At 64.3% G+C, this 20,987-nt stretch carries 19 protein-coding genes; 9 read left to right on the top strand and 10 right to left on the bottom strand.

Annotated features, from left to right (window positions below):
• Positions 1–2: 2 nt before the first annotated feature.
• Both ACVENA_RS11185 and ACVENA_RS11180 read left to right on the top strand, forming a co-directional pair.
• Positions 3–866 carry an amidohydrolase family protein gene (locus tag ACVENA_RS11185; RefSeq protein WP_449328859.1) on the top strand — a complete coding sequence of 288 codons (864 nt, stop codon included), beginning with the start codon at positions 3–5 and terminating at the stop codon, positions 864–866.
• A complete protein-coding gene (locus tag ACVENA_RS11180) occupies positions 863–1,273 on the top strand; it encodes a YybH family protein (RefSeq protein ID WP_449328858.1) in 411 nt (136 codons plus the stop codon). The genes ACVENA_RS11185 and ACVENA_RS11180 overlap by 4 nt, the downstream gene beginning before the upstream one ends.
• 25 nt (positions 1,274–1,298) lie before the next feature.
• On the opposite strand, the gene ACVENA_RS11175 is transcribed toward ACVENA_RS11180, so the two are convergent.
• On the bottom strand, positions 1,299–2,792 hold the full coding sequence (locus tag ACVENA_RS11175; RefSeq protein ID WP_449328857.1) for an aldehyde dehydrogenase family protein: 1,494 nt from the start codon (positions 2,790–2,792) through the stop codon (positions 1,299–1,301).
• 147 nt (positions 2,793–2,939) lie between these two features.
• Between ACVENA_RS11175 and ACVENA_RS11170 the strand changes: the two genes are divergently transcribed.
• Positions 2,940–4,115, top strand: a complete 1,176-nt coding sequence (locus ACVENA_RS11170) for a CaiB/BaiF CoA transferase family protein (RefSeq protein WP_449328856.1) — start codon at positions 2,940–2,942, stop codon at positions 4,113–4,115.
• Here the strand turns inward: ACVENA_RS11170 and ACVENA_RS11165 are convergent.
• The 6 genes from ACVENA_RS11165 to ACVENA_RS11140 all read right to left on the bottom strand — a co-directional run bounded on the left by ACVENA_RS11165 (position 4,112) and on the right by ACVENA_RS11140 (position 9,636).
• Entirely contained in the window at positions 4,112–4,537 is a 426-nt protein-coding gene (locus ACVENA_RS11165; protein WP_449328855.1) for a hypothetical protein, read from the bottom strand. The two genes, ACVENA_RS11170 and ACVENA_RS11165, sit on opposite strands and share 4 nt — an antisense overlap.
• 177 nt (positions 4,538–4,714) lie before the next feature.
• Complete coding sequence (locus tag ACVENA_RS11160) at positions 4,715–5,284, bottom strand: nuclear transport factor 2 family protein (protein ID WP_449328854.1); 570 nt, start codon at positions 5,282–5,284, stop codon at positions 4,715–4,717.
• A 230-nt stretch (positions 5,285–5,514) separates the two neighbouring features.
• Positions 5,515–6,711: an acetyl-CoA C-acetyltransferase gene (locus tag ACVENA_RS11155; RefSeq protein WP_449328853.1), complete on the bottom strand. Its 1,197-nt coding sequence runs from the start codon at positions 6,709–6,711 to the stop codon at positions 5,515–5,517.
• A complete protein-coding gene (locus tag ACVENA_RS11150; RefSeq protein WP_449328852.1) occupies positions 6,711–7,883 on the bottom strand; it encodes an acyl-CoA dehydrogenase family protein in 1,173 nt (390 codons plus the stop codon). Before ACVENA_RS11150 ends, ACVENA_RS11155 begins: the two co-directional genes overlap by 1 nt.
• A gap of 3 nt (positions 7,884–7,886) precedes the next feature.
• Positions 7,887–8,744 carry a MaoC/PaaZ C-terminal domain-containing protein gene (locus ACVENA_RS11145; RefSeq protein WP_449328851.1) on the bottom strand — a complete coding sequence of 286 codons (858 nt, stop codon included), beginning with the start codon at positions 8,742–8,744 and terminating at the stop codon, positions 7,887–7,889.
• Positions 8,734–9,636, bottom strand: coding sequence for an HpcH/HpaI aldolase/citrate lyase family protein (locus ACVENA_RS11140; protein WP_449328850.1), 903 nt, complete (start codon positions 9,634–9,636; stop codon positions 8,734–8,736). The genes ACVENA_RS11145 and ACVENA_RS11140 overlap by 11 nt, the downstream gene beginning before the upstream one ends.
• Before the next feature lie 234 nt (positions 9,637–9,870).
• Between ACVENA_RS11140 and ACVENA_RS11135 the strand changes: the two genes are divergently transcribed.
• Positions 9,871–11,301: an MmgE/PrpD family protein gene (locus tag ACVENA_RS11135; RefSeq protein WP_449328849.1), complete on the top strand. Its 1,431-nt coding sequence runs from the start codon at positions 9,871–9,873 to the stop codon at positions 11,299–11,301.
• A gap of 52 nt (positions 11,302–11,353) precedes the next feature.
• Positions 11,354–12,589 carry a CaiB/BaiF CoA transferase family protein gene (locus ACVENA_RS11130; protein WP_449328848.1) on the top strand — a complete coding sequence of 412 codons (1,236 nt, stop codon included), beginning with the start codon at positions 11,354–11,356 and terminating at the stop codon, positions 12,587–12,589.
• A gap of 29 nt (positions 12,590–12,618) precedes the next feature.
• Here ACVENA_RS11130 and ACVENA_RS11125 read toward each other — a convergent pair whose 3' ends face one another.
• Genes ACVENA_RS11125 through ACVENA_RS11115 form a run of 3 tightly spaced genes read right to left on the bottom strand, consistent with a single transcriptional unit; the run spans position 12,619 to position 15,448 of the window.
• Positions 12,619–13,749 carry a CaiB/BaiF CoA transferase family protein gene (locus tag ACVENA_RS11125; RefSeq protein WP_449328847.1) on the bottom strand — a complete coding sequence of 377 codons (1,131 nt, stop codon included), beginning with the start codon at positions 13,747–13,749 and terminating at the stop codon, positions 12,619–12,621.
• Positions 13,746–14,477 (bottom strand): nitroreductase, encoded by a 732-nt coding sequence (locus ACVENA_RS11120; RefSeq protein ID WP_449328846.1) that lies wholly within the window; start codon positions 14,475–14,477, stop codon positions 13,746–13,748. Before ACVENA_RS11120 ends, ACVENA_RS11125 begins: the two co-directional genes overlap by 4 nt.
• On the bottom strand, positions 14,474–15,448 hold the full coding sequence (locus ACVENA_RS11115) for a LysR family transcriptional regulator (RefSeq protein WP_449328845.1): 975 nt from the start codon (positions 15,446–15,448) through the stop codon (positions 14,474–14,476). The genes ACVENA_RS11120 and ACVENA_RS11115 overlap by 4 nt, the downstream gene beginning before the upstream one ends.
• Positions 15,449–15,667: 219 nt before the next feature.
• On the opposite strand from ACVENA_RS11115, the gene ACVENA_RS11110 reads away from it, so the two are divergent.
• The 4 genes from ACVENA_RS11110 to ACVENA_RS11095 all read left to right on the top strand — a co-directional run bounded on the left by ACVENA_RS11110 (position 15,668) and on the right by ACVENA_RS11095 (position 20,965).
• On the top strand, positions 15,668–17,599 hold the full coding sequence (locus ACVENA_RS11110) for an AMP-binding protein (protein WP_449328844.1): 1,932 nt from the start codon (positions 15,668–15,670) through the stop codon (positions 17,597–17,599).
• 23 nt (positions 17,600–17,622) lie between these two features.
• Entirely contained in the window at positions 17,623–18,423 is an 801-nt protein-coding gene (locus ACVENA_RS11105; protein ID WP_449328843.1) for an enoyl-CoA hydratase/isomerase family protein, read from the top strand.
• Positions 18,424–18,491: 68 nt separating this feature from the next.
• Positions 18,492–19,355: a helix-turn-helix transcriptional regulator gene (locus ACVENA_RS11100; protein ID WP_449328842.1), complete on the top strand. Its 864-nt coding sequence runs from the start codon at positions 18,492–18,494 to the stop codon at positions 19,353–19,355.
• 107 nt (positions 19,356–19,462) lie between these two features.
• The gene (locus ACVENA_RS11095) at positions 19,463–20,965 is read left to right on the top strand and encodes an aldehyde dehydrogenase (RefSeq protein WP_449328841.1); all 1,503 of its coding nucleotides are present in this window, start codon (positions 19,463–19,465) and stop codon (positions 20,963–20,965) included.
• Positions 20,966–20,987 lie beyond the last annotated feature (22 nt).

Raw genomic sequence — 20,987 nt, 5'->3', positions numbered from 1 at the left:
ACATGGCAGAGCCTTGGGTCGACAGTCATATCCATCTCATCGACCGCAGCCGGTTGCACTACAGCTGGCTGGACGGAGTCAGCGAAGAATGGGAGGCGATCCTTGGCGATTATTCGCCCATCATTCGCGACTTTCCGGCCGAAGAGTTTCTCAAGGCGGCGCTCCCCGAGGGGCTGACCAAGCTCGTCCATGTCGAAGCCGCCTTTGGAGCGGAGCCCGTCGCCGAAACGAGGTGGCTTCAAGGCGAAGCGGAGCGCTTGGGGCTGCCGATGGCGATTGTCGGGCGCGCCGACCTGGCCGATCCGGACGTCGGTGCGCTGCTCGACCGGCATCTGGCCTATCCGGCCTTTCGCGGTGTGCGCATGCTATGGGGACTGGCCAACGCCCCGGCGGACGATTTTCGGCGCGGCTTCTCTGCCCTCGTCGATCGCGATCTGATTTTCGAGGAACCGGCCACCTTCGAGCAATTCGCTCTCCTCGGAGAGCTTGCCGGCGATTTTCCTTCCGCCCGCATCATTCTCGGTCATTGCGGCTTGCCGCTGTCGCGGGAAGCTGGCGATATCGAGGCATGGCGGCGCGCGCTCGGCGGCCTGGCGAAGCATCCGAATATTTCCTGCAAGATATCGGGGCTTGCGATGACCGATCATCGCTGGACGTTCGACCGCATGAAGACCGTGACCGACGCCGTTATCGAAGAATTCGGCGTCGAGCGGTCTTTCATGGGTTCGAACTGGCCCGTCGAATCGCTCTACTTCAGCACCTATGGCGAGTTGATTGCGGTCCTTCGCGATCTGATTTCAGACCGTTCAAGTGATGAGCGCCGCGCGATCATGAGCGATACCGCCTCGAAGATATTCCGAATATGAGCCTTGCCGAAGACAGGGACCTGCTTGCGCATCTCGCGGTGCAATGGAGCGAGGCCGCTGCCGATTGGAACCCAGCGGAGCTCGCCGCCCTTTATGCCGAGGACGCCCTGCTGTTCGGGGGGCGGGAAGGGCATGCGGTCGGGCGCGCGGCGATCGCGGAATATTTCGAATCCTACCGCGGCGTCATCGTCTCGGCGACCTTGAAACTGGTCGAGCAGGAGCTTCTTGCCGTCGATACATCTTGCTTCTTCGCGCAGGGATCCGCCGAATTCTCCTTCATGCTGGCTGGCGGCCATCAAACCCGGTCGCAGCTTCGTACCAGCCTGCTTGTTCTGCGCGGTGCAGGCGGGCGCATTCGGGCCCATCATTTTTCACCGGTGCCCGAGACACCGCCGCTGGGAGACTAGCCGCGCGGCGATGGCGCTGGGCGCTTCAGAGCCGTGCCCAGACGGACTTGACCTGCGTGTAGGCATCGATCGATTCCTGGCCATATTCGCGGCCGAGGCCCGATTGCTTGTACCCGCCGAAGGCCATGACGGGATCGGAGTCGCCGTAGCTGTTGATGAAGATGCGTCCGGCCTTCATCGCCTTGACCACGCGGGTCGCGCGGCTGAAATCACGGCTCCAGACCGCGCCCGCGAGCCCGTAGGTCGTATCATTGGCCTTCGCGATCGCGTCTGCCTCGTCCCTGAACGGGATGATGGTGACGACCGGGCCGAAAATCTCCTCCTGGGCGATCCTGCTCCTGTTGTCGACGTTGCTGAATACGGTCGGCTGGACGAAATAGCCCCGCTCGCCGACGCGCGCGCCGCCGAAGCGCAGCGTGGCGCCGCTTTCCTTGCCGGCATCGACATATCCCATCACACGCTCGCGCTGTGTGGCGGATACCAGCGGTCCGAGCTTGGTTTCGGGATCGAAGGGCGAGCCCACCTTGTAGGTCGCTGCCATGGCCGCGACCCGATCGGCGATCTCGTCGTGCATATCCTCGTGAACGAGCACGCGTGTACTCGCCGAGCAGACCTGGCCTGAATTGCCGCAGAAGCTGCGCACCGCGAATTCGAGCGCCTTGTCGATATCTGCGTCGGGGAAGATGATGTTCGGCGACTTGCCGCCAAGCTCGAGCGTCACCTTCTTCATATTGTCGGCCGCAGCACGCATGATCTGCTTTCCGACCGCGGTCGAGCCGGTGAACGCGACCTTGTCGATGCCCGCGTGTCCTGCGATCGCCGCACCCGCATTCGCGCCGAGGCCCGTGACGATATTCACCACGCCCGGCGGCAGATCGGTCTCGGCAATCAGCTCGGCGAGGCGAAGGGTGGTGAAGGAGGCCAGCTCCGCCGGCTTCAGCACGACGGTGTTTCCGCATGCGAGCGCGTTGGCAATCTTCATCGACGCCATCACGAGCGGGACGTTCCAAGCGATGATCTGGCCGCATACACCGACAGGTTCGCGCAGCGTGTAATTGAACACGTCGGGCGCGCTCGGGTTTGTCGCACCGAAGATCTTGGTCGGCCAACCGGCATAGTAGCGAAACTGGTTGACGACCGCCGCGACCCCGGCGGTGCTGTACCAGAGCGGCATGCCGTTATCGAGCGACTCCAGCACCGCCAGTTCTCCGGCATTGGCTTCGACGATATCGGCGATGCGGAGCAGCGCGTTGGTGCGTTGATGCGGCGTCATGCCGGCCCAGGACGATGCCTCGAAGGCACGTCTCGCCGCTACCACCGCCGCGTCGACATCGGCCGCACTCGCATCGGCAATACTCGTCAGCCTGGTCTCGGTTTCCGGATTGATCGAATCGAGAAGGGCGCCCGTCTCGGCTTCCCGCCAGTTTCCGCCGATCCAGATATGCTTCGGTCCAGCCGCAATCCAGTCGAGGGCGCGCTGGTGCGACAGGCTGACGGCGGGGGGGGATTCGGCGGCCATGGATCCTTCTCCTTATTTGCAGTGGCGGACCGGGCCTGCTTCGAATTTGGCGGGCCGCGTCGCCTTTCCCCCGATTGCGGGACTGCGCTTGCACGTTAGAATTCTATAATCTATCGGTCAACTGTTAGAAAATTGGAGAGCGTAGCGATGACGGGGATACTCGATGGCATTCGAATTTTGGATTTCGGTCGCTACATCGCCGGGCCCTTCTGTGCCGCACTCCTCGCCGATCTCGGGGCAGAAGTCATCCGCATCGAACGCCCGGGGGGCGGTGACGATCGCTTCCTGATGCCGGCAACCACGGAGGGCGAGGGGGCGATGTTTCTGCAAGCGAACCGCGGCAAGAAATCGCTTACGCTCGACATAGCGGCTTCGGAAGCGAAGCCGGTCCTGCGCGCCCTTATCGCGTCCGCGGATGTGGTGGTGGCCAATTTTTCGGCCGGGGCGCTCCGCCACTTCGGCCTCGACTATGAAGCGCTGAAAAAGATCAGGCCCGATATTATCCTGACGAGCATAGGGGCTTTCGACGCAGACAGTCCTCTGGCGGAGGCCGTGGGGTTCGACGGCGTCGGCCAAGCGATCAGCGGGGCAATCTACCTGACCGGCGAGCCTGGCAAGCCCTATCGCTCCGCAACCTCCTATGTCGACTATTCGACCGCCATTTCTGCGGCGTTCGGAACTTTGGGAGCCATCATACGGCGCATGAAGACAGGCGAGGGCAGTCTCGTGGAGGCGACGCTGGCGGGAACCGCGCTCAATATCATGAACCCGGTCCTGATCGAACAGGAAGCCGGGACGAATATCCGCGAACCGATTGCCAACCGGAGCCCGATCGCCGGGCCGTCCGACATGTATGCGGCGAAGGATGGATGGTTCATCATGCAGGTGATCGGAACCGGAATGTTCAAGCGATGGACCAGGATGGTTGGCCGCCCCGAACTTCTCGGCGATCCGCGCTTCGTCGACGACATCCAGCGGGGGCGTAACGGCGCTGAATTGAGCGTCATCATGGCCGAATGGGCCGCGGGTCGCAGCCTCGGCGAATGCCTCGCCACCATTTCTTCGCATAATATCGGTGCAAGCCCGGTACTCACGCCCGCCGACGTCATGGGTGGTGCGATGGGGCTCGCGGACACCTATCTGCAAAAGGTCGACTATCCCGGGAGCAACGGCGTTTCGCTTGCACGCGCGCCCGCAAGCCTGTCTCCCGGCGCTGCCGGCGCGGCGCGACGCCCTCCGCTGCTTGGCGAGCATAGCGCCGAGATACTCGAATCCGTCGGTGTCTGCGACATCGCCGCATTGCAGGCCCATGGTATCGTCTAGTGGGGCCGGCTGAGCTTGATCCAGGCGATGAAGTCCCGATTTGCCTTACGCAGTGCGCTCACAGAGGCGAGATAAAGGGGATTTTCGAGGTCGATTGAGACAACCGCCCATGCCGAATAGTGAAGCGCCATAGCCGTTCGCAGCTTCGAAAATTCCTGACGAAATACTTCCAGGCTTTCGGACCCGGCATAGGCGGCCTCGCCGAGCGACCGGATCGTGGCGGTCTGGTCGGCGATCAACCGGCGCAACCTGACAGCCTCCCTGCGATGGTCGTCGAAATTTTTGTCCGCCAGGTCGGTAATCCGGCCGAGCATGGCTTCGAATTCACCGACCGAACGCGTCAACTTGCTGTGCTCGATCTGCCCGTCCATTTTCATGTCCTCTTCGTGAGCCGGCTCGTGGACAAGGAAATCGAGCGACATTCGTTCGCCGTCGCGACAGCCCCCAACTCGCGACGCCTCGCAGAGAAATGGGAGCGCCCGGACCCTCGTTTTTCGTTTCAGAGCGAGTGCGGCGGGGAGGCGACCCAAAGGGGAGGCAGCAACAGCTGCAGCGGCGGCTGTTGCTGCATGATCGTCTTTTGGCCCTCGCCTCGAAAGCTATTTCGAGAAGGTTACGTGGGCCGTGCCCCGCGCATCGGCTTTCTGGATCAGCCACTTTCCATTGACGTGGATATAGTCCTCGACGACGCGCTCGAAGCCGAGGCCGGTCTGTCCTCCAATGTTGCCGTAGCCATTGATGAACCACAACGCGCGGGCACGGTCCTTTCCCACATAAAGGAACTGCGGCATGGTGCAAATGTGGATCGACTGACCTTGAGCCAGCAACTGCTTGACAAAGCCCATGAAATTGTCCGCGCCGGTCATCGTGACAGGCTTCGCCAGGGGGCTGCCGGGGTTTCCGCTTTCATCGGCCAGATAGAGCTCGAAATCATCTGCCATCGTTGCCCGCAAGGATGTCCAGTCGTGGCCGTCGAGCGAGCGGCAAAATGTCAGTCGCAGGTTTTTCATGTCCTCCATGGCGAGCAGGCGATCGACGCCCTGCAATTCGACTTCCGGCTTCACGCCTTCCTCCGTCGCCCGGGCGGCAACGGGTGTCTGGACGATGCCTCCGATCATGATCGCCGCGGCGGCGGCCCACTTCCAACCCTTTTGCTTCGATACAGTCACAATCATCCTCCTCATGCCCCGACTTCCGGGAGACATTCCCGCACGCGCTCCCGCTTCGCTGCGGTCCTGCGGCATTGCCTGTCAGGAACGACTCTGGACCTCGCAGCGCGGCACCGCTGCCCCCAACATTGGGGACGGCGGCACGGCACCACGAGGTCAGGCCGATTTTGTTCCGGAAGGCACGGGGACTCAGAAGCTCCACGCATTCGGAGGGAGGTCGTCGCGTCGGCTCAGGCGCGCTCGAAGATCGCTGCCATGCCTTGCCCGCCGCCGATGCACATCGTCTCGAGGCCGTAGCGCACCTCGCGGCGCTGCATCTCGTGGAGCAGGGTGGTCATGATCCGCACGCCAGTCGCACCGATCGGATGGCCCAGCGAAATGCCCGAGCCGTTGACGTTGAGGCGGTCATGGTCTTCCCAGCCCAGTCCGCGCAGCACCGCGAGGACCTGGACTGCGAATGCCTCGTTGACTTCGAGCAGGTCGATGTCGGCGAGCGACAACCCCAATCTCGCCAGCAGCTTCCTTGTCGCCGGGACGGGCCCGATCCCCATGCGCGCGGGGTCGCAGCCCGCTGCCGCCCAGCCGGTGAGGAAGGCCATCGGTTCGAGGCCGAGTTCGGCGAGCTTGTCCTCGGCGACGATCAGGCAGGCTGCGGCGGCATCATTCTGCTGCGCGGCATTGCCCGCGGTCACCGTCCCGTCCTTCGTGAGCGGCCGCAGCCTGGCGAGCGTGTCGACGGTCGTATCGCCCCGAATGCCCTCATCGCGCTCGAAGGCGATCGCGTCGCCCTTGCGTTGCGGAACAGGGATGGCGACCACCTCGTCCGCGAACCGCCCCTCCGACCACGCCGCCGCGGCGCGCTGCTGGCTCGCTGCAGCATATGCATCCGCCTCCTCGCGGCCGATCGCATAGTCGGCCGCAAGATTTTCGGCGGTCTCGATCATGCCCGAGATATAGCCGAAGCGTTCCACCGGCTGCGACCGCTCCCGGCCGCGATCGAGGCGGTCGTAGAATTGTGTCGTGCCCGACCGTTTGCCCCAGCGCATGTCGGTCGTGTAATATTCGATGCGGCTCATGCTTTCGACGCCGCCGGCAAGGACGACGTCGCACGCGCCGGTCTCCACCATCATCGCGGCCGTCACAAGCGCCTGGAGCCCGCCGCCGCAACGGCGATCGAGCTGCATCCCGGGCACCTCCACCGGAAGTCCGGCCGACAGCGCGATCCAGCGCCCCACGCAAGGCGTTTCGCTATTGGCATAGCTTTGAGCGAAGACCACATCCTCGATCCGCGCCGGATCGATCCCGCTGCGCTCGATGACGGCATTGGTCACGATGCTGCCCAGCGTTTCGACCGGAATATCGCGGAGGCTCCCTCCGAAGGCGCCGACGGGCGAACGTAGCGGACTGACAATAGCGGCGCGGCGCATCAATAGCTCCTCGGCATGCCGAGGACATGCTCGGCGAGATAGGACAGGATGAGGTTGGTCGAGATCGGGGCGACCTGGTAAAGCCGCGTCTCGCGGAATTTGCGTTCGACGTCATATTCTTCGGCAAATCCGAATCCGCCATGCGTCTGGATGCAGACATTGCCGGCCTCGACCGAGGCGTCGGCGGCGAGCATCTTGGCCATATTGGCCTCGGCGCCGTTCGCGGCGCCGATCTCGTAGAGCCGCGCCGCTTCGTGCACCATCAACTCGGCGGCGCGCATATTGGCGTAGGCGCGCGCGATCGGGAAGGAGATGCCCTGATTCTGGCCGATCGCCCGGCCGAAAATCTTGCGCTCGCCGGCATAATCGACCGATTTTTTCGTGAACCATTTTGCATCGCCGACGCATTCGGCCGCGATCAGGACGCGCTCGGCGTTCATTCCGGACAGGATGTAGCGGAAGCCCTTTCCTTCTTCACCCAAGAGGTTGGCGGCAGGGATCCGCATGTTGTCGAAAAAGACTTCGGTGGTTGCGTGGTTCATCATCGTCCGGATCGGCCGGATCGTCAGCGAGCCGTCCGCCAGCGCTTTCTTCATGTCGATGATGAAGGTCGACAGACCTTCGGTCTTCTTCGCCGCCTGGTCGCGCGGGGTCGTGCGCGCCAAGAGCAGCATGAGGTCGCTATGCTCGGCGCGGCTCGTCCAGATCTTCTGACCGTTGATGACATAATCGTCGCCGTCGCGAACTGCGGTCGTGCGCAGCGCGGTGGTGTCGGTGCCGCTTGTCGGTTCGGTGACGCCGAACGCCTGCAGCCGCAGCTCGCCGGTTGCGATCTTCGGGAGATAATCGCGTTTTTGCGCCTCCGAGCCATGGCGGAGGATCGTCCCCATGGTGTACATCTGCGCGTGGCAGGCACCGCCGTTGCAGCCTTCGGCCTGGATCGTCTCGAGGATGGCAGCCGCCGCCGACAAACCGAGACCCGAGCCGCCATATTCCTCGGGGATCAGCACGGACAGATATCCCGCCTCGGTCAGCGCCCGCACGAAGGCGGTCGGATATTCGCGCTTGGCATCGAGCTCGCGCCAATATTCGCCGGGATACTCCGCGCAGAGGCGCCGCACGCCCTCCCGGATCTCGGGAAAATGCTCGCTATCGAATGGGCTCATTTGCATGTTTTAATCCTGCGACGAGGAGCACCAGCCCTGGTCGGCGACGACGACATCGCGTTCGACGACGCGGGCGCGAAAGGCGCCGCTCTTCCAGATTTCGGTGCGGATGGTCTCGCCGGGGATCACCGGCGAGGCGAAGCGGAGGCTGACCGCGCGGAGGCGATCGGCGCGATAATCGAGAAGGCCGCGCAGAAGAGCGTGGACGATCACGCCCATGGTGCAAAGCCCGTGGAGAATGGGCTGGTCGAAACCCGATTTGGCAGCGACGTCGGGATCGCTGTGGAGCGGGTTCAAATCGCCATTGAGGCGATAGATCAACGCTTGTTCCCGCCCGGTGGGGAGATCGACGGCCAGATCGGGATCCCCTTCGGGCTGCGGGGGCGACGCCTTGACCGGCCCGCTGTCGCTCCCGCCGAAGCCGCCGCCGCCGCGGATGAATGTCGTGCGGTCGAGCCGGGCGAAGCGTATGCCATCGGCGCCAGCCAGTTCGGTTTCGCTGTGGATCAAGGCGGCCTTGCCCGGCCCTTTGTCCACAAGGTGCGTGATGCGCGTCTGGCTTTCGACATCGCCCGCGACCGGCACGGGGCCGAACAGCTCGAGTGCCTGCCCGGCATGAAGGACCGCCAGCGGATCGACGCCCGAGTCCGGGTGGCCGAGCCAGAAACCCGGATGGGCGAGGACCAAAGCCATTGCCGGCATGGCCGCGGGGCCGGCCAAAGGATCCACGAAGGGCAGTTGCTTGCGATCGATCGGATCCCGGCCCATGCCGATGGACAGGGCATAAAAGGCCGCGTCCTTCGGCGTCATTGCCTGCCGTACGCTCGGTATCGCAAATCGCAGCAGCTTTTCGGCATCAATCGGCATGGGCGATCTCCCGTTCGCGCGAAGGAACCTGACCGAGACGCCGCTCGGCAAGACGCAGATGCGCCCGGTCGACCATCTTGCCGTCGAGGAGCGCAACGCCTTCGTCGGGCGATGCCGCGAAGGCTCCGACTACCGACCGCGCCCACGCCAGGCTGGCGTCGCTCGGCGTGAAGGCGTCTTGCACCTCCGCCAGCTGGCCGGGATGGATGCACATCTTGCCCGAAAAGCCCGTGCGCGCGGCCGCGGCCGCTTCGCGGGCGAGGCCGGCATCGTCGCGCGGGTCTGGAAACGGGGTGTCGACGGCGGCAACGCCAGCGGCTGCGGCGGCGATGGCGACCATATGCCGCGCATCGGTGAGCAACGGGTTCATCCCGGCCTCGTCGCGCGCCGCTACGCCGAGATCGGCCGCCAAGTCCTCGCCGGCAAAGCCCAGCGCGCACAGTCTGGGACTCGCGTCGCGATAATCCATTGTCCGGAGGGCCGCGGCCGTCTCCGTGACGAGCGGCAGGATCCTGGTCGATCCGAGCGCGATGCCCGCCGCGGTTTCGAGAACCGACAATTGCGCGCAAAGCCGATCGATATCGGCGCCGCCACCGCATTTGGGCAGCATTATGATATCGGGCGCCAGGCGTCCGATCGCAGCAAGGTCGGCGAGATGCCAGTGTGTATCGGCGGCATTGATACGGACCGCGACGCGCTTGCGCCGCGGCGAACCGAGAAGGTCGGACGCTAGTCGGCGCGCATTGTCCTTGGCGGGCGGCGCGACGGCATCCTCCAGATCGAGAATGACGACATCGGCCTCGGACTCGATCGCCTTGGCCAGCTTTCGTTCGGAGTCGGCCGGAACGAAGAGCAAGCTCCGCAGCGAAAGCTTTTCATGCTGATGCACCATCCAGATCCTTCCCGGGCGTCCCGACTCCGCGGACCGCGATGGGCGCGTTGCTCGCATCTTCGTCTTCGCGCGGAAAGGGCACGGCGGCTGCGTCCTGAGCTAGGTATAGGATTGTCCTATGGCATCGGCGCGTGCGTTGGCAGAAGGGGAGGCGACCGGTAACTCTATGACCCGAAGCGGATCCGATCCGAAGGACTGCAACGAGAGGATGATAGCGAGATGGCCTCATCGACCATGATTGACGAGACGGACAGCCCGGCAGGTAACACCCCGGTCCGGACAGCAACCCTTGAAGAGGCGATCCTCGATTTCGTCGGGGCTTTTTCCGTCGATGATCTCACGGAGGGTGCGCGTATCGCTGCGAGGCGGCTGGTCCAGGACCAGATAGCGAATCAGGTCGCTTGCTCGCAGCTTCCCTGGTCGAAGAACGCGCTAGAGTTCGTCCGCTCGCAGCAGCGTCCAGGGACCGCGCGGGTCACTGTTTACGGCGACCGGATGAGCGCTATCGATGCGACGATGGTGAATGCCACTTTCGGTCATGCCTTCGAATATGATGACGCCCACCGCGAGAGCGCGAGCCATCCGGGCTCCTGCGTCGTGCCGGCCGCGTTGGCGCTCGGCGAGGAAGCGGGCGCGACGATCGACGAGATGCTCGCCGCGATGGTAGTCGGCTACGAAGTCTATACCCGGATCGGTTCGATCGCCGCGCCCGAGCTGTTGAGCCGCGGCTATCATCCGCATTGCATGCTGGCGAACTTCGGCGCCGCGGCGACGGCCGCCAGGCTCCTGAAGCTGACCCGCGAACAAACCGCCCATGCGCTCGCGATCGCCATGAGCCACGCCTCCGGAACGACCGAATACACGTCGAGCGGGGGCTCGATCAAACGCGTTCACGCCGGCATCGGGACGACAGGGGGGATCCGCGCGGCCCAGATGGCGGCGCACGGCATCACGGGGCCGGTGGCCTATCTGACCGGGAACAAGGGCTTCTATCGGACTTTTCTCGGCCTCGATGTCGGGCCGGAGGCGTCCGCCTGGTTCGCGCCCGGACGGCCGCTCGAAATCGAAAAGGTCTGGATCAAGCCCTATCTCTGTTGCGGGTGCATCCATGGCTATATCGACGCCGTGACGCCATATGCCGGACGCGCCGCCGAGATCGAGCATGTCGACGTTCGCATCCAGCGATCGGCCAATGTCCCCGTGGGGACAAAAAACGCCAACGCCTATACGCCTCGCACCATCGAGCATGTGCAATACAGCCTGCCGGTCCAGCTCGCGTTCACGCTGCTCGGGCTCGGCAACGGTTATCAGGTGCATGTGGCGGCGAAGGAAGACCGTCTCGACCTTTCCGACGAAGGCGAAATCCTGACTTTGGCACGCCGGGTGCGGATGACCGAGGATGCGGACCTCGACCGTCAGTATCCCGGCAAGTTCGTCGCCGACGTGGTTCTGACCTTCAAGGACGGCAGCTCCGAGCATCTGTTCGTGGAAGATTCGACGGGAACGGTCGAAAATCCGATGAGCGAAGAACAGCTCGAGCGCAAATTCCGCGAACTCGCGGAGAATGTCATCGGCGTCGAAAAGACGACGGCGCTGCTCATGGGCGTCCGGCAGCTGGGCGGCAGCGGCCCGGTCGACAATTTCACGGCGCTGTTTTGCAAGTGAAACCGGCCATCGAGGCGGCACGGCAGCGGGAAGAGGAAGTTAGGAAAGCGAAATGACGATGCAGCGACCGCTGGAGGGCATCCGCGTCCTCGACCTTACCGTGGCGCTAGCCGGACCTTATGGTTCCTTGCTCCTTGCCGGAATGGGGGCCGAGGTGATCCGCATCGAATCGCCCGCGGGGGGCGATATCGCGCGAACCAACCCGCCGCATGTCGGCGATCACGGGATTCATTTCGGCTCGGCCGAGGCCGGCGACGTGTCGCTCACTATCCTCAATCGCGCGCGCAACAAGAAGAGCGTGACGCTCGACCTCAAGTCGGCCGAAGGCCGCGCGATCCTGCTCGATCTCGCGAAGCAGTGCGACGTGGTCATCGAGAATATGAGCGAGGGTGCGACCGGCCGGCTCGGTGTCGCTTATGACGATATCGCCGCGGTCAATCCGGCGATCGTGTACGCCTCGATCAAGGCATTCGGAGAGCCCAGCATCTATCCCGGCACCAAGGGCATGGACATCATCGTCCAGGCGCTCTCGGGGATCATGGACGTGACCGGTTTCGCCGATGGTCCGCCGACGCGCTTCGGTCTTCCGATCGCCGACCTGCTGGCTCCGCTCTATGCCTGCAACGGCATCCTCGCTGCGCTGATTCAGCGCGGTCGGACGGGCAAGGGGCAGCATATCGAAGTGTCGATGCTCGACTGCCTCGCCTCGCTGGTCGCCGAAGAGCATTTCGAGATTTTCAGCGGGGCCGGATATCCGACACGGTCCGGGAATTTCCAGGACCGGCTCGTGCCCTTCGGCGTTTACCCCACCATCGACGGACATGTCGCGATCGTGGCCTTTGCTCCCGACTGGATGCGAGGATTGTTCGAAACCATGGAGCGTCCCGATATCCTCGCCGATCCGCGCTTTGCCACGCGCGGGCCGCGGATGCAGCATGCCGGTGAGCTCAACGAAATGATCGAAGCCTGGACGCGAAGTCGAAAGACCACCGAGGTCGTCGATGCGCTGATGGCGCGGCAAGTGCCATGTGGTCCCGTGCGAACCGCCCTCGAAGTTCTCGCCGACCCGAAATTGCGTGAGCGCGGTGCCGTCGTCGAACTCGAACATCCGCGCCATGGCAAGGTCGGCGCGACCGGAATGGGCCTGCCGATCCGCTTCTCCGGGGCCTATGCGGCCTTCGACCGGCCGGCCGAGGAGCTGGGGGCATCGAATGCCGACGTTCTCGGAAGCCTCCTCGGCTTCGAGGCCGAAGCGGTCGAGCAGCTCAGGGCGCGCGGGACGATCTGAATTCGCCCCGCGCACAGTTCGCGTCGGGTTCAGGCCGGCGCGAATTCCTCGCGGACAATCAGATCATGCTCGCCGAGCGACGGCACCCGGCCTCCGCCCGTGCGCTCGCCATCGACGACGGCGGGGCCAGCCACCATGACGACCTCGTCGCCGTCGGCGGTCGCCGCCGCCGTCGAAAGCGCGCTGTGCGCCATCAGATCCTTAAGGTCGGATACGCGGCCCCAGGCGATCTTGGCGGCTTCGAGCCTGCCGATCGCTTCATGCGTCGTCAGTTTCCCGAGTGCCGCGCCGACCACCTGTTCCAGTTCGGCGCGGTTCGCAACGCGCAGTGAATTCGAGCAGAAGCGGCTGTCGGTTGCCAGCGAGGCGTCTCCGAGAATGCCGGCACATAGCTGCGCCCACTCGCGCTCGCTCTGCACCGCGATCAGCAGCGTTCCGTCGAGGAATTCATACGCGCCATAAGGCGCGATCGACGGATGGGCGAGCCCGACCCGCTTCGCAAGCGGACCGCCGTTGCGGGCGGCAATGAAAGGGATGTTCATCGCCTCGGCTGCCACATCGAACAAGGAAACCGAGATGGCGCTGCCTTCGCCGGTGCGCTCGCGCCTGTAGAGCGCTTCGAGGATCTGCGCGTGCGCGGTCATGCCGGTCGTGATATCGCAGATCGAAACGCCGATGCGGCTCGGTCCCGAGGCTTCGGTTCCGGTGGCGCTGGACAACCCCGACTCGGCCTGGATCATCAGGTCGTAGGCCTTGCGCTTGGCGTCGGGCGTATCTTCCGCATAGCCGCGGATGTCGCATGTAATGAGGCGTGGATAGGCGGCGCGCAGGTCTGCGGCGCCAAGTCCGAGGCGCCCGGCGGCCCCCGGGCCGAGATTCTGGATGAACACGTCCGCACCGGCCAGCATCGCATGCACAAGATCGCGATCGGCGGGGTCCGACAAGTCGACCCGGACCGATTGCTTGTGACGATTGAGCCAGGTGAAATAGGTCGAATGGCCGGCGGCATAATTGTCATATCCGCGGGCGAAATCCCCCTCATGCCGCTCGAGTTTGATCACGCGCGCGCCCGCGTCCGCGAGGCGGCTGCTTGCGAGCGGCGCGGCGACCGCCTGTTCGAGAGAAACGACAAGGAGGCCATCGAGAGGCAGGCGGGTCATTGATTCACTTTCCTGATGCTTTCGGTCAATGGCGCGCGCCGTGACCGGAACTGGTTCAAGGGACTGTCGTAGTCGGCGAAGCCGAAGGATGCCCCGACGATGAAAATCAGATCGTCCGGCAGCGCGAACTGTCGTTTGATCAGCGACGCGTGCCGCGCGAGCGCGGCCTGGGGAACAATACCGAGGCCGAGGCTCTGCGCCGCGAGGAGAAGAATGCCGAGATAGACGCCGCAATCGACCGCCCCATATGCTCCGAGCTCGCGCGGCGCGTGGATCAACAGAGCATGTGGCGCCCCGAAGAGACGCTCATTTTCCCAGGCCTGCCTGGCGGACGCCTCGCGATCTCCCTTTGCGATTCCGGCGCTTTCGTAGAGCTGCCAACCGACCTCGCGCCGCCGATCGAGCCGGGCGCCGCTATAGGCGGACGGAAATTCGATGTCGGGCTCGCCGGTGAATCCGCCGTCGTGCAGGTCGGCGAGCAGCGCGGCGCGCAGTGTCTCGGTCGCGTCGCCGGACGTGATCGTCACCTGCCATGGCTGGGTATTACACCAGGACGGCGACATTTGCGCGATCGTCAGCATCCGGTCGATCAGGGCGTCGGGGACCGGCTCGTCGCGGAAATCCCGGCAACTGTATCGCTCGGCCAGCAGGTCGGCCAAGGCCGCGGCGCGAGGCGTGTCCGCTGCGTGGCTCGCGCGCGCAAGTTCGGCACGTTCGATCGAACTCATGACCGATCTTTCTGCAGCGACATATCATCGACCACGGCGGCTTCGAGCTGGAAGCGCTCGATCATCTCGCGCACGATCAGGCTGATCGACTGCTGCACCGCCTGGCTGGCCCGGGTGATCGGGCGGGACCGCTTGCGCAGCAGATAGGCGGTGCGCGTCATGGTCGGCTCGACGATTTCGAAGAGACGGATCGTGCCGGCCGCCACCTCGTCGATGACGGCCGCATGGGGCAGGATCGTATAGGCGCTGGCGCGGGTCGCCATGGTGATGAGCTGCGGCAGCGAGTCGATCTCGACAACAATATCGAGCTTCATTCCCGCCGAGCGGGCGAACCGCTCGACGACCTTTCGCGCGCCGTGCGTGCTGGCGGGGAGGGCGAGCGGCAGCTTTTCCAGGTCGATCCCGCGGATCGTCGGCGAGGCAGGATCGTCATAATTGATGCAGTCGGGGACATTGTCGGGAGCCGTCGCGAGGAAGAGCTTCTCAAGCAGCAAGGGCTGGAAGAGCAGGTCCTGGTTGTCGCGAACCTCGTAGACATAGCCGATGTCGATGCGCTCTTCCTCGATCCACTCGGCGATATTGCCCGACATGCCCTCGCTGATCCGGAGCTTCACGTCGGGATGCTCGCTCTGGATCGTCTCGGCGAGCGGGACGCTCAGCAATATGCCGAGCGAGGGAGGCAGGCCGATCGACACCGGCCCGCGTGCTTCCTCGCCGACATGGCGAATCTCGTCGATGGCGCGTCCGGCGGCGTCGACGATCTCGCGGCCGTGCTTGGCAAGCAATTGACCCGCTTCGGTCAGGATGATGCCGCGGCCGCTGCGCACCACGAGCTGTACTCCGAGCTTCTTTTCGAGGCGCATCAGGTTTTCCGAGAGCGAAGGCTGCGCCATCTGCAAGGTCGCGGCCGCTGAGGAAATCGATCCCTGCTCGGCGAGCGTCACGAAATAATGGAGTTGGCGAACGTCCAAGGCGGGTAACTCTCTTGCCGTGTGAAGCGAGCGCTCATGCGCGAGCTGCGGTGAGGACATAACGTCAAAACTCCTGATCTAGGCCATAGGGTTACCCTATGCCTTGTCGAGGTAAGAGGTCAATCGGCCTTTGCCGTGCCTTGCGCAGGAGGGGCGCAAGGGAGAGAATTGCACGTGAGAGGATGCGAGCGCGAACGGCGCGCTCCAAGGGATCAAGGCATGTCGAACGACGATAGCAATATGTGGCGGCCGAGCCGCGCCCAGGTCGACGGGGCGCTTGTGAGCCAGTGGGTACACGCCTTCGGCGTCGAGGACTATGACGCACTCCACCGCCTGTCCGTCGCGCGGCCCGGCGACTATTGGATGCGGGTCATCGATGAACTGGGGATCGTGTGGTCGCGGCGTCCCGACGCCTATGCCCGCTTCGATCGCGGCCCCGAATTTCCCGAATGGTTCCCGGGAGGCGAGCTCAACTGGGTCGATACCGTGCTCGCCTGGTGCACCGATTCCCGGACGGCGAGCCAGCGGGCTGTGGTTGCCGAGCAGGAAGACGGCACCGTTCGCACCCTCAGCTATGCACAACTCGGAGGGGAAGTGCGACGCTTCGCCTCGGGCCTTCGCGCGCAGGGAATCGGCCGCGGCGACCGGGTTGGTCTCCTCATCGAGAATGGCATCGAGGCAACGATCTCGCTTCTCGGCCTTGCCTATATCGGGGCGATCGTCGTCCCGCTGTTCAGCGGTTTCGGGGCCGACGCCATCGTCTCGCGCCTCGAACCCAGCTCGGTCCGTGCCCTGATCGCGACGACCGGTTTCGACAGACGCGGTCGCCGGGTCGATCTCGTTCCCACAGTCGAGGCAGCCGCGAGCCAGTTGCCGTCGCTGGAAACCATCATCTGGAAGGGCGAAGAGGTCCCGCCAGGCGGATTGAGCTGGCGTGCGATCGCGGAAACCGCTGGTGACGCCGGGCCCGCCGAGCGGATGGCCCCGTCCGATCCCTTCATGGTCATCTACACATCGGGGACAACCGGCAAGCCGAAGGGCGCGGTTCACACGCACGGCAGCTTTCCGCTCAAGATCGCGCACGATTCGCTCGTCCATTTCAACGTCGGGCCGGGCAAGGTCTATTGCTGGCCCGCCGACATGGGCTGGATTGCCGGCACGCTGGTCCTGTCCTGTGCGCTTCTGCGGGGCGCCACTCTCGTCTGCTACGACGGGGCGCCCGACTATCCCGACTGGTCGCGGATGAGCCGCGTCGTCGAGCGCCACGGCGTAACGCATTATGGTTCGGCTCCGACATTGATCCGCGGGCTCGCCGCCAACGAGGAACTCGCGCTCGCCGGTGACAGGTCGAGCGTCGAGTTGCTGATCACTGCAGGCGAGGGGATCGATCCCGAACATTTCTCATGGTTCCAGCGGATTTTCGGGGCTGACGTCCCGCTTATCAACTACACCGGCGGCACCGAGGTTTCGGGCGCGCTTCTCTCGAGCGTCGTGGTGAAACCGATCCGGCCTTCGGGTTTCAACACGGGGTCGCCCGCCATCGACGTCGCGGTCGTCGACGCCGAAGGGCGAGCGCTTGTGGGCGAGGTCGGGGAACTCGCGATCCGGGCGCCTTTTGTCGGAATGACGCATTCCTTCTGGCAGGACGATGAGCGCTATCTCGACAGCTATTGGCGGACCACGCCCGGGATGTGGATCCACGGCGACCTGGCGATGCAACTCGACGATGGCTCCTTCTTCATGCTCGGCCGGTCGGACGATACGCTGAAGATTGCCGGCAAGCGCCTCGGTCCTGCGGAAGTCGAAGAAGTCGTGCTCGAACTCGACGCGATCAGCGAGGCTGCCGCAATCGGTGTACCCGACGCGACGAAGGGCGAAAAGCTGCTCGTCTTTGTCATATGTATGCCGGACTGGACCGGCGACGGGAGCGAGCTTGCGCGGACGGTGGCGGGTCATGTCGCCGATCGTCTGGGAAAACCGTTCAAACCCGGCGGCGTTCACCTCGTACGCCAGCTTCCCAAGACGCGCAGTTCGAAGGTGATGCGACGCGTCATCAAGCGGGTCTGGACCGATCAGCCGCTCGGCGACCTGTCGGCTCTCGACAACCCGGGTGCCATCGAAGAACTGCGGTCGGCAAGACAAGCCGCCTGAACGCCAGCGTGAGGAGAGAAACAGTGAGCGATCGTTATGCCCATTATCAGGCCTTCGACATCGATTGGCCCTCTCCGGGCGTGTTGCGCCTGACGTTCAATCGGCCCGACAAACTCAACACGCTCGATCGGCAGGGGCATGTCGAGATCACCGAAATCTGGCGCGATATCTCGTCGGACCCCGATGTGCTCGCCGTCATCCTGTGCGGGGCCGGGCGCGCCTTCTCGGCCGGCGGAGACTTTTCTCTCGTCGAGGAACTGACCGAAAGTTACGCCGCGAAGGTTCGGGTGTGGCAGGAGGCGCGGGATCTCGTCTTCAACATCCTCGATTGTACCAAGCCGATCGTATCCGCAATCCAGGGGCCGGCGGTCGGTGCCGGTCTGGTCGCCGGCCTTCTTGCCGATATCTCGATCGCGGCCAAGAGCGCGAAACTCGCCGATGGCCACACGCGGCTCGGCGTCGCTGCCGGGGATCACGCAGTCATCTTGTGGCCGTTGCTCTGCAGCATGGCAAAAGCGAAATATCACCTGCTCCTTTGCGATCCGGTGAGCGGTGAGGAGGCCGAACGGATCGGCCTCGTATCGCTGTGCGTCGAGGACGACGAACTGCAGGAGAAGGCGCTTTCGGTCGCGAAGCGCCTTGCCGCCGGCGCGCCGACCGCGATCCGCTTCACCAAGCATGCGCTCAACAACTGGATGCGCGCGGCAGGGCCGGCGTTCGACGCATCCCTCGCGCTCGAAATGATGGGCTTCGGCGGGCCGGAGGCGCGCGAAGGCCTCGCATCCTTCCGCGAGAAGCGGGCGCCTGACTTTGGCAAGGAATAGATGACTCGCGGGCAGCGCTACGCTATTTTGCAGGAAACAGGAAAGGCGGGGAGCCGGAGCTGAGAGAGATGTCTGAGCGCGAAACGAGCCTGGGACCGCGGCGCGGGACTCCGGGCGAGCCATTTGGGATAGCGGATCCATCGCTGACGCGGCTGCTTGGCGCCATCGGCAGGCCCTCTTTCTATGACGAAATGCTCGGCTGCCTCGGTCAGATATGCGGTGCCGAGCATGTCCACGTCTTTCTCTTCGATGGCGATAAACCGCGCGTCGTGTCCGAGCTCAGCCGGGATGGCTCGGCGATAGCGGTTCGGCAGACCCAGGATTATTTGCGCAGCCGCCTCTGGCTGGTCGATCGCGACATGGAGCAAGGGAGCCGGGTGGATGCCGGCGAGCCGAGGCTGTTCCAGCTCGACAGTGGCGGAGGCGCGGTCAGCGAGCTTCGCGACTTTTATACGAGGCAGCGACTGCGCGAGCGGTTGATGCTGTTCAACCGCGAATCGTTCGGGGTTCTTGGCCTCAGCATGTTGCGCCCCTCCGACAGCGGGATATTGGGTGCGGACGATGCCCGGCGGCTCGACGCCGCAACGGGCATGGTGTTCCCTATGGTCGTGAAGCATGTCGAGGCAGTCACCCAAAGCCAGCGGATGATCCAGGCCCTGACATCGCTTTCGATGATCGAGAACACGATGGCACTGGCTCCGCAGACACCGTCTCCCCGCGAGCTCCAGGTGGCCGCGCGCCTGCTCTACGGCCTTAGCGCCAGTTCGATCGCGGTGGACCTCGGAATTGGTCAGGAAACGGTGCTTACCCACCGCAAGCGGCTGTACGAGCGGTTGGGGATCGGGTGCCATCGCGAACTGCTGCTCTGGTATCTGGAGCTCTACGCGCATGTCGGCCGGACCGTGATCGAACCTCTTCGTTTCCCCGACTGATCCAATCCCCTGATCGGGGGATTGTGCGCCTTCCGTCATCTCCCGATCTTTCCCGCCATCTGACGCGTCGTGAGAACGTGTCGCTTGAAGGCGAGAGGAATGAAATCGTGGCAACGATCCCGGGCGATTCCGCTTCACGAGACATCCCCCAATGGAACCGTCTCTATATCGGGGGCGCGTGGGTCGCGCCCCTCGACGGCGAGTTAATCGAGACGATCGACCCTTCCAGTGGCCGTCCGTGGGCGCGCGTCGCGACGGGCGGGGCGGCCGATATCGATCGCGCCGTTGCGAGCGCCAGCGAGGCGATGCGGGGTCCGTGGGGACGGATGGCCGCCTGGGAGCGTGCGGGGCTTCTTCGGTGCTTTGCCGAACTCTATCGCGAGGAAGCGCCGCGGCTCGCCGAACTCGAGACACGCGACTGCGGCCGGGCGATCCGCGAGACGCGAATGGATATTGGCGCGCATGCGCAATGGTATCACTGGTTCGCCTCGCTTGCCGACAAGAGCGAAGGACGCACGATTCCGCTCGACGAAGGGATTCACGCCTTTACCACGAATGTCCCCGTCGGCGTCGTCGGCGCCATCACGCCCTGGAACGTCCCGCTGCTTACCGCATGCTGGAAGATCGGCGCGGCCCTCGCCGCCGGGTGCAGCGTCGTGCTCAAACCCTCCGAATTCACCGCGGTCACGTCTCTCGAACTGGCCCGTATTGCCGAAGCGGCCGGGATTCCGCCGGGGGTTATCAATGTCGTTCCGGGAACGGGCGCCGTCGCGGGCGCGCGAATGGTCGAGCACCGGGACATCGCGAAAATCTCCTTCACCGGCTCGGGCGCCACCGCCCGGCGGATGCTGCGCGACGGCTCGGACACGCTGAAGCGCTTCACGTTCGAACTCGGCGGCAAGGCCGCGCATATCCTGTTCGACGACTGCGACCTCGAAAGCGCAATCAATGCCGCGACGTCTTCGGCGTGGGCGCATTGCGGTCAGGCCTGCGCACTGGGATCGCGGGTCGTCGTCCAGCGATCGATCTATGATCGGGTCGTGGAGGCTTTTCGGGAGCGGCAGCGCAGGGTGAAGGTCGGTATGCCGCTCGACGAGGCGACTCACATGGGACCGCAGGCGCATGCCGCGCAACTCGAGAAGACATTGTCCTATGTCGCGCTGGGCCAGGCAGAGGGGGCCGAACTCGTCGCCGGTGGCAAGCGTCTCGAGGGCGCTTTTTCGGCGGGCTATTTCGTCGAGCCGACGATTTTCGCCGGAGTCGGCAATCATATGCGCGTCGCGCGCGAGGAAATCTTCGGCCCCGTGGTGTCGATCATTCCCTTCGACGACGAGGACGAGGCCATCGCCATCGCCAACGATAGCGATTTCGGGCTGACCGCGGGACTCTGGACGCAGGACTTGGGGCGCGCGCTTCGCGTGTCGCAGCGCATCGAGGCGGGCATGGTCTGGGTCAACACCTATCGCTACCTCCGGTGGTCCACCCCCTATGGCGGCTTCAAGACGAGCGGTTGGGGTCGCGAAAACGGGGCGGGCGCGCTTGAAGCTTATCAGGAATTGCGCACCACCGTGATGAGCGCCTCGGGCGCGTTCGCGGATCCCTATGCGTGAAGACCCGATGTCCCCCAACACA

This window comes from Sphingopyxis sp. 550A (assembly GCF_053569535.1).
This window is presented reverse-complemented; position numbering and strand designations above follow the sequence as displayed.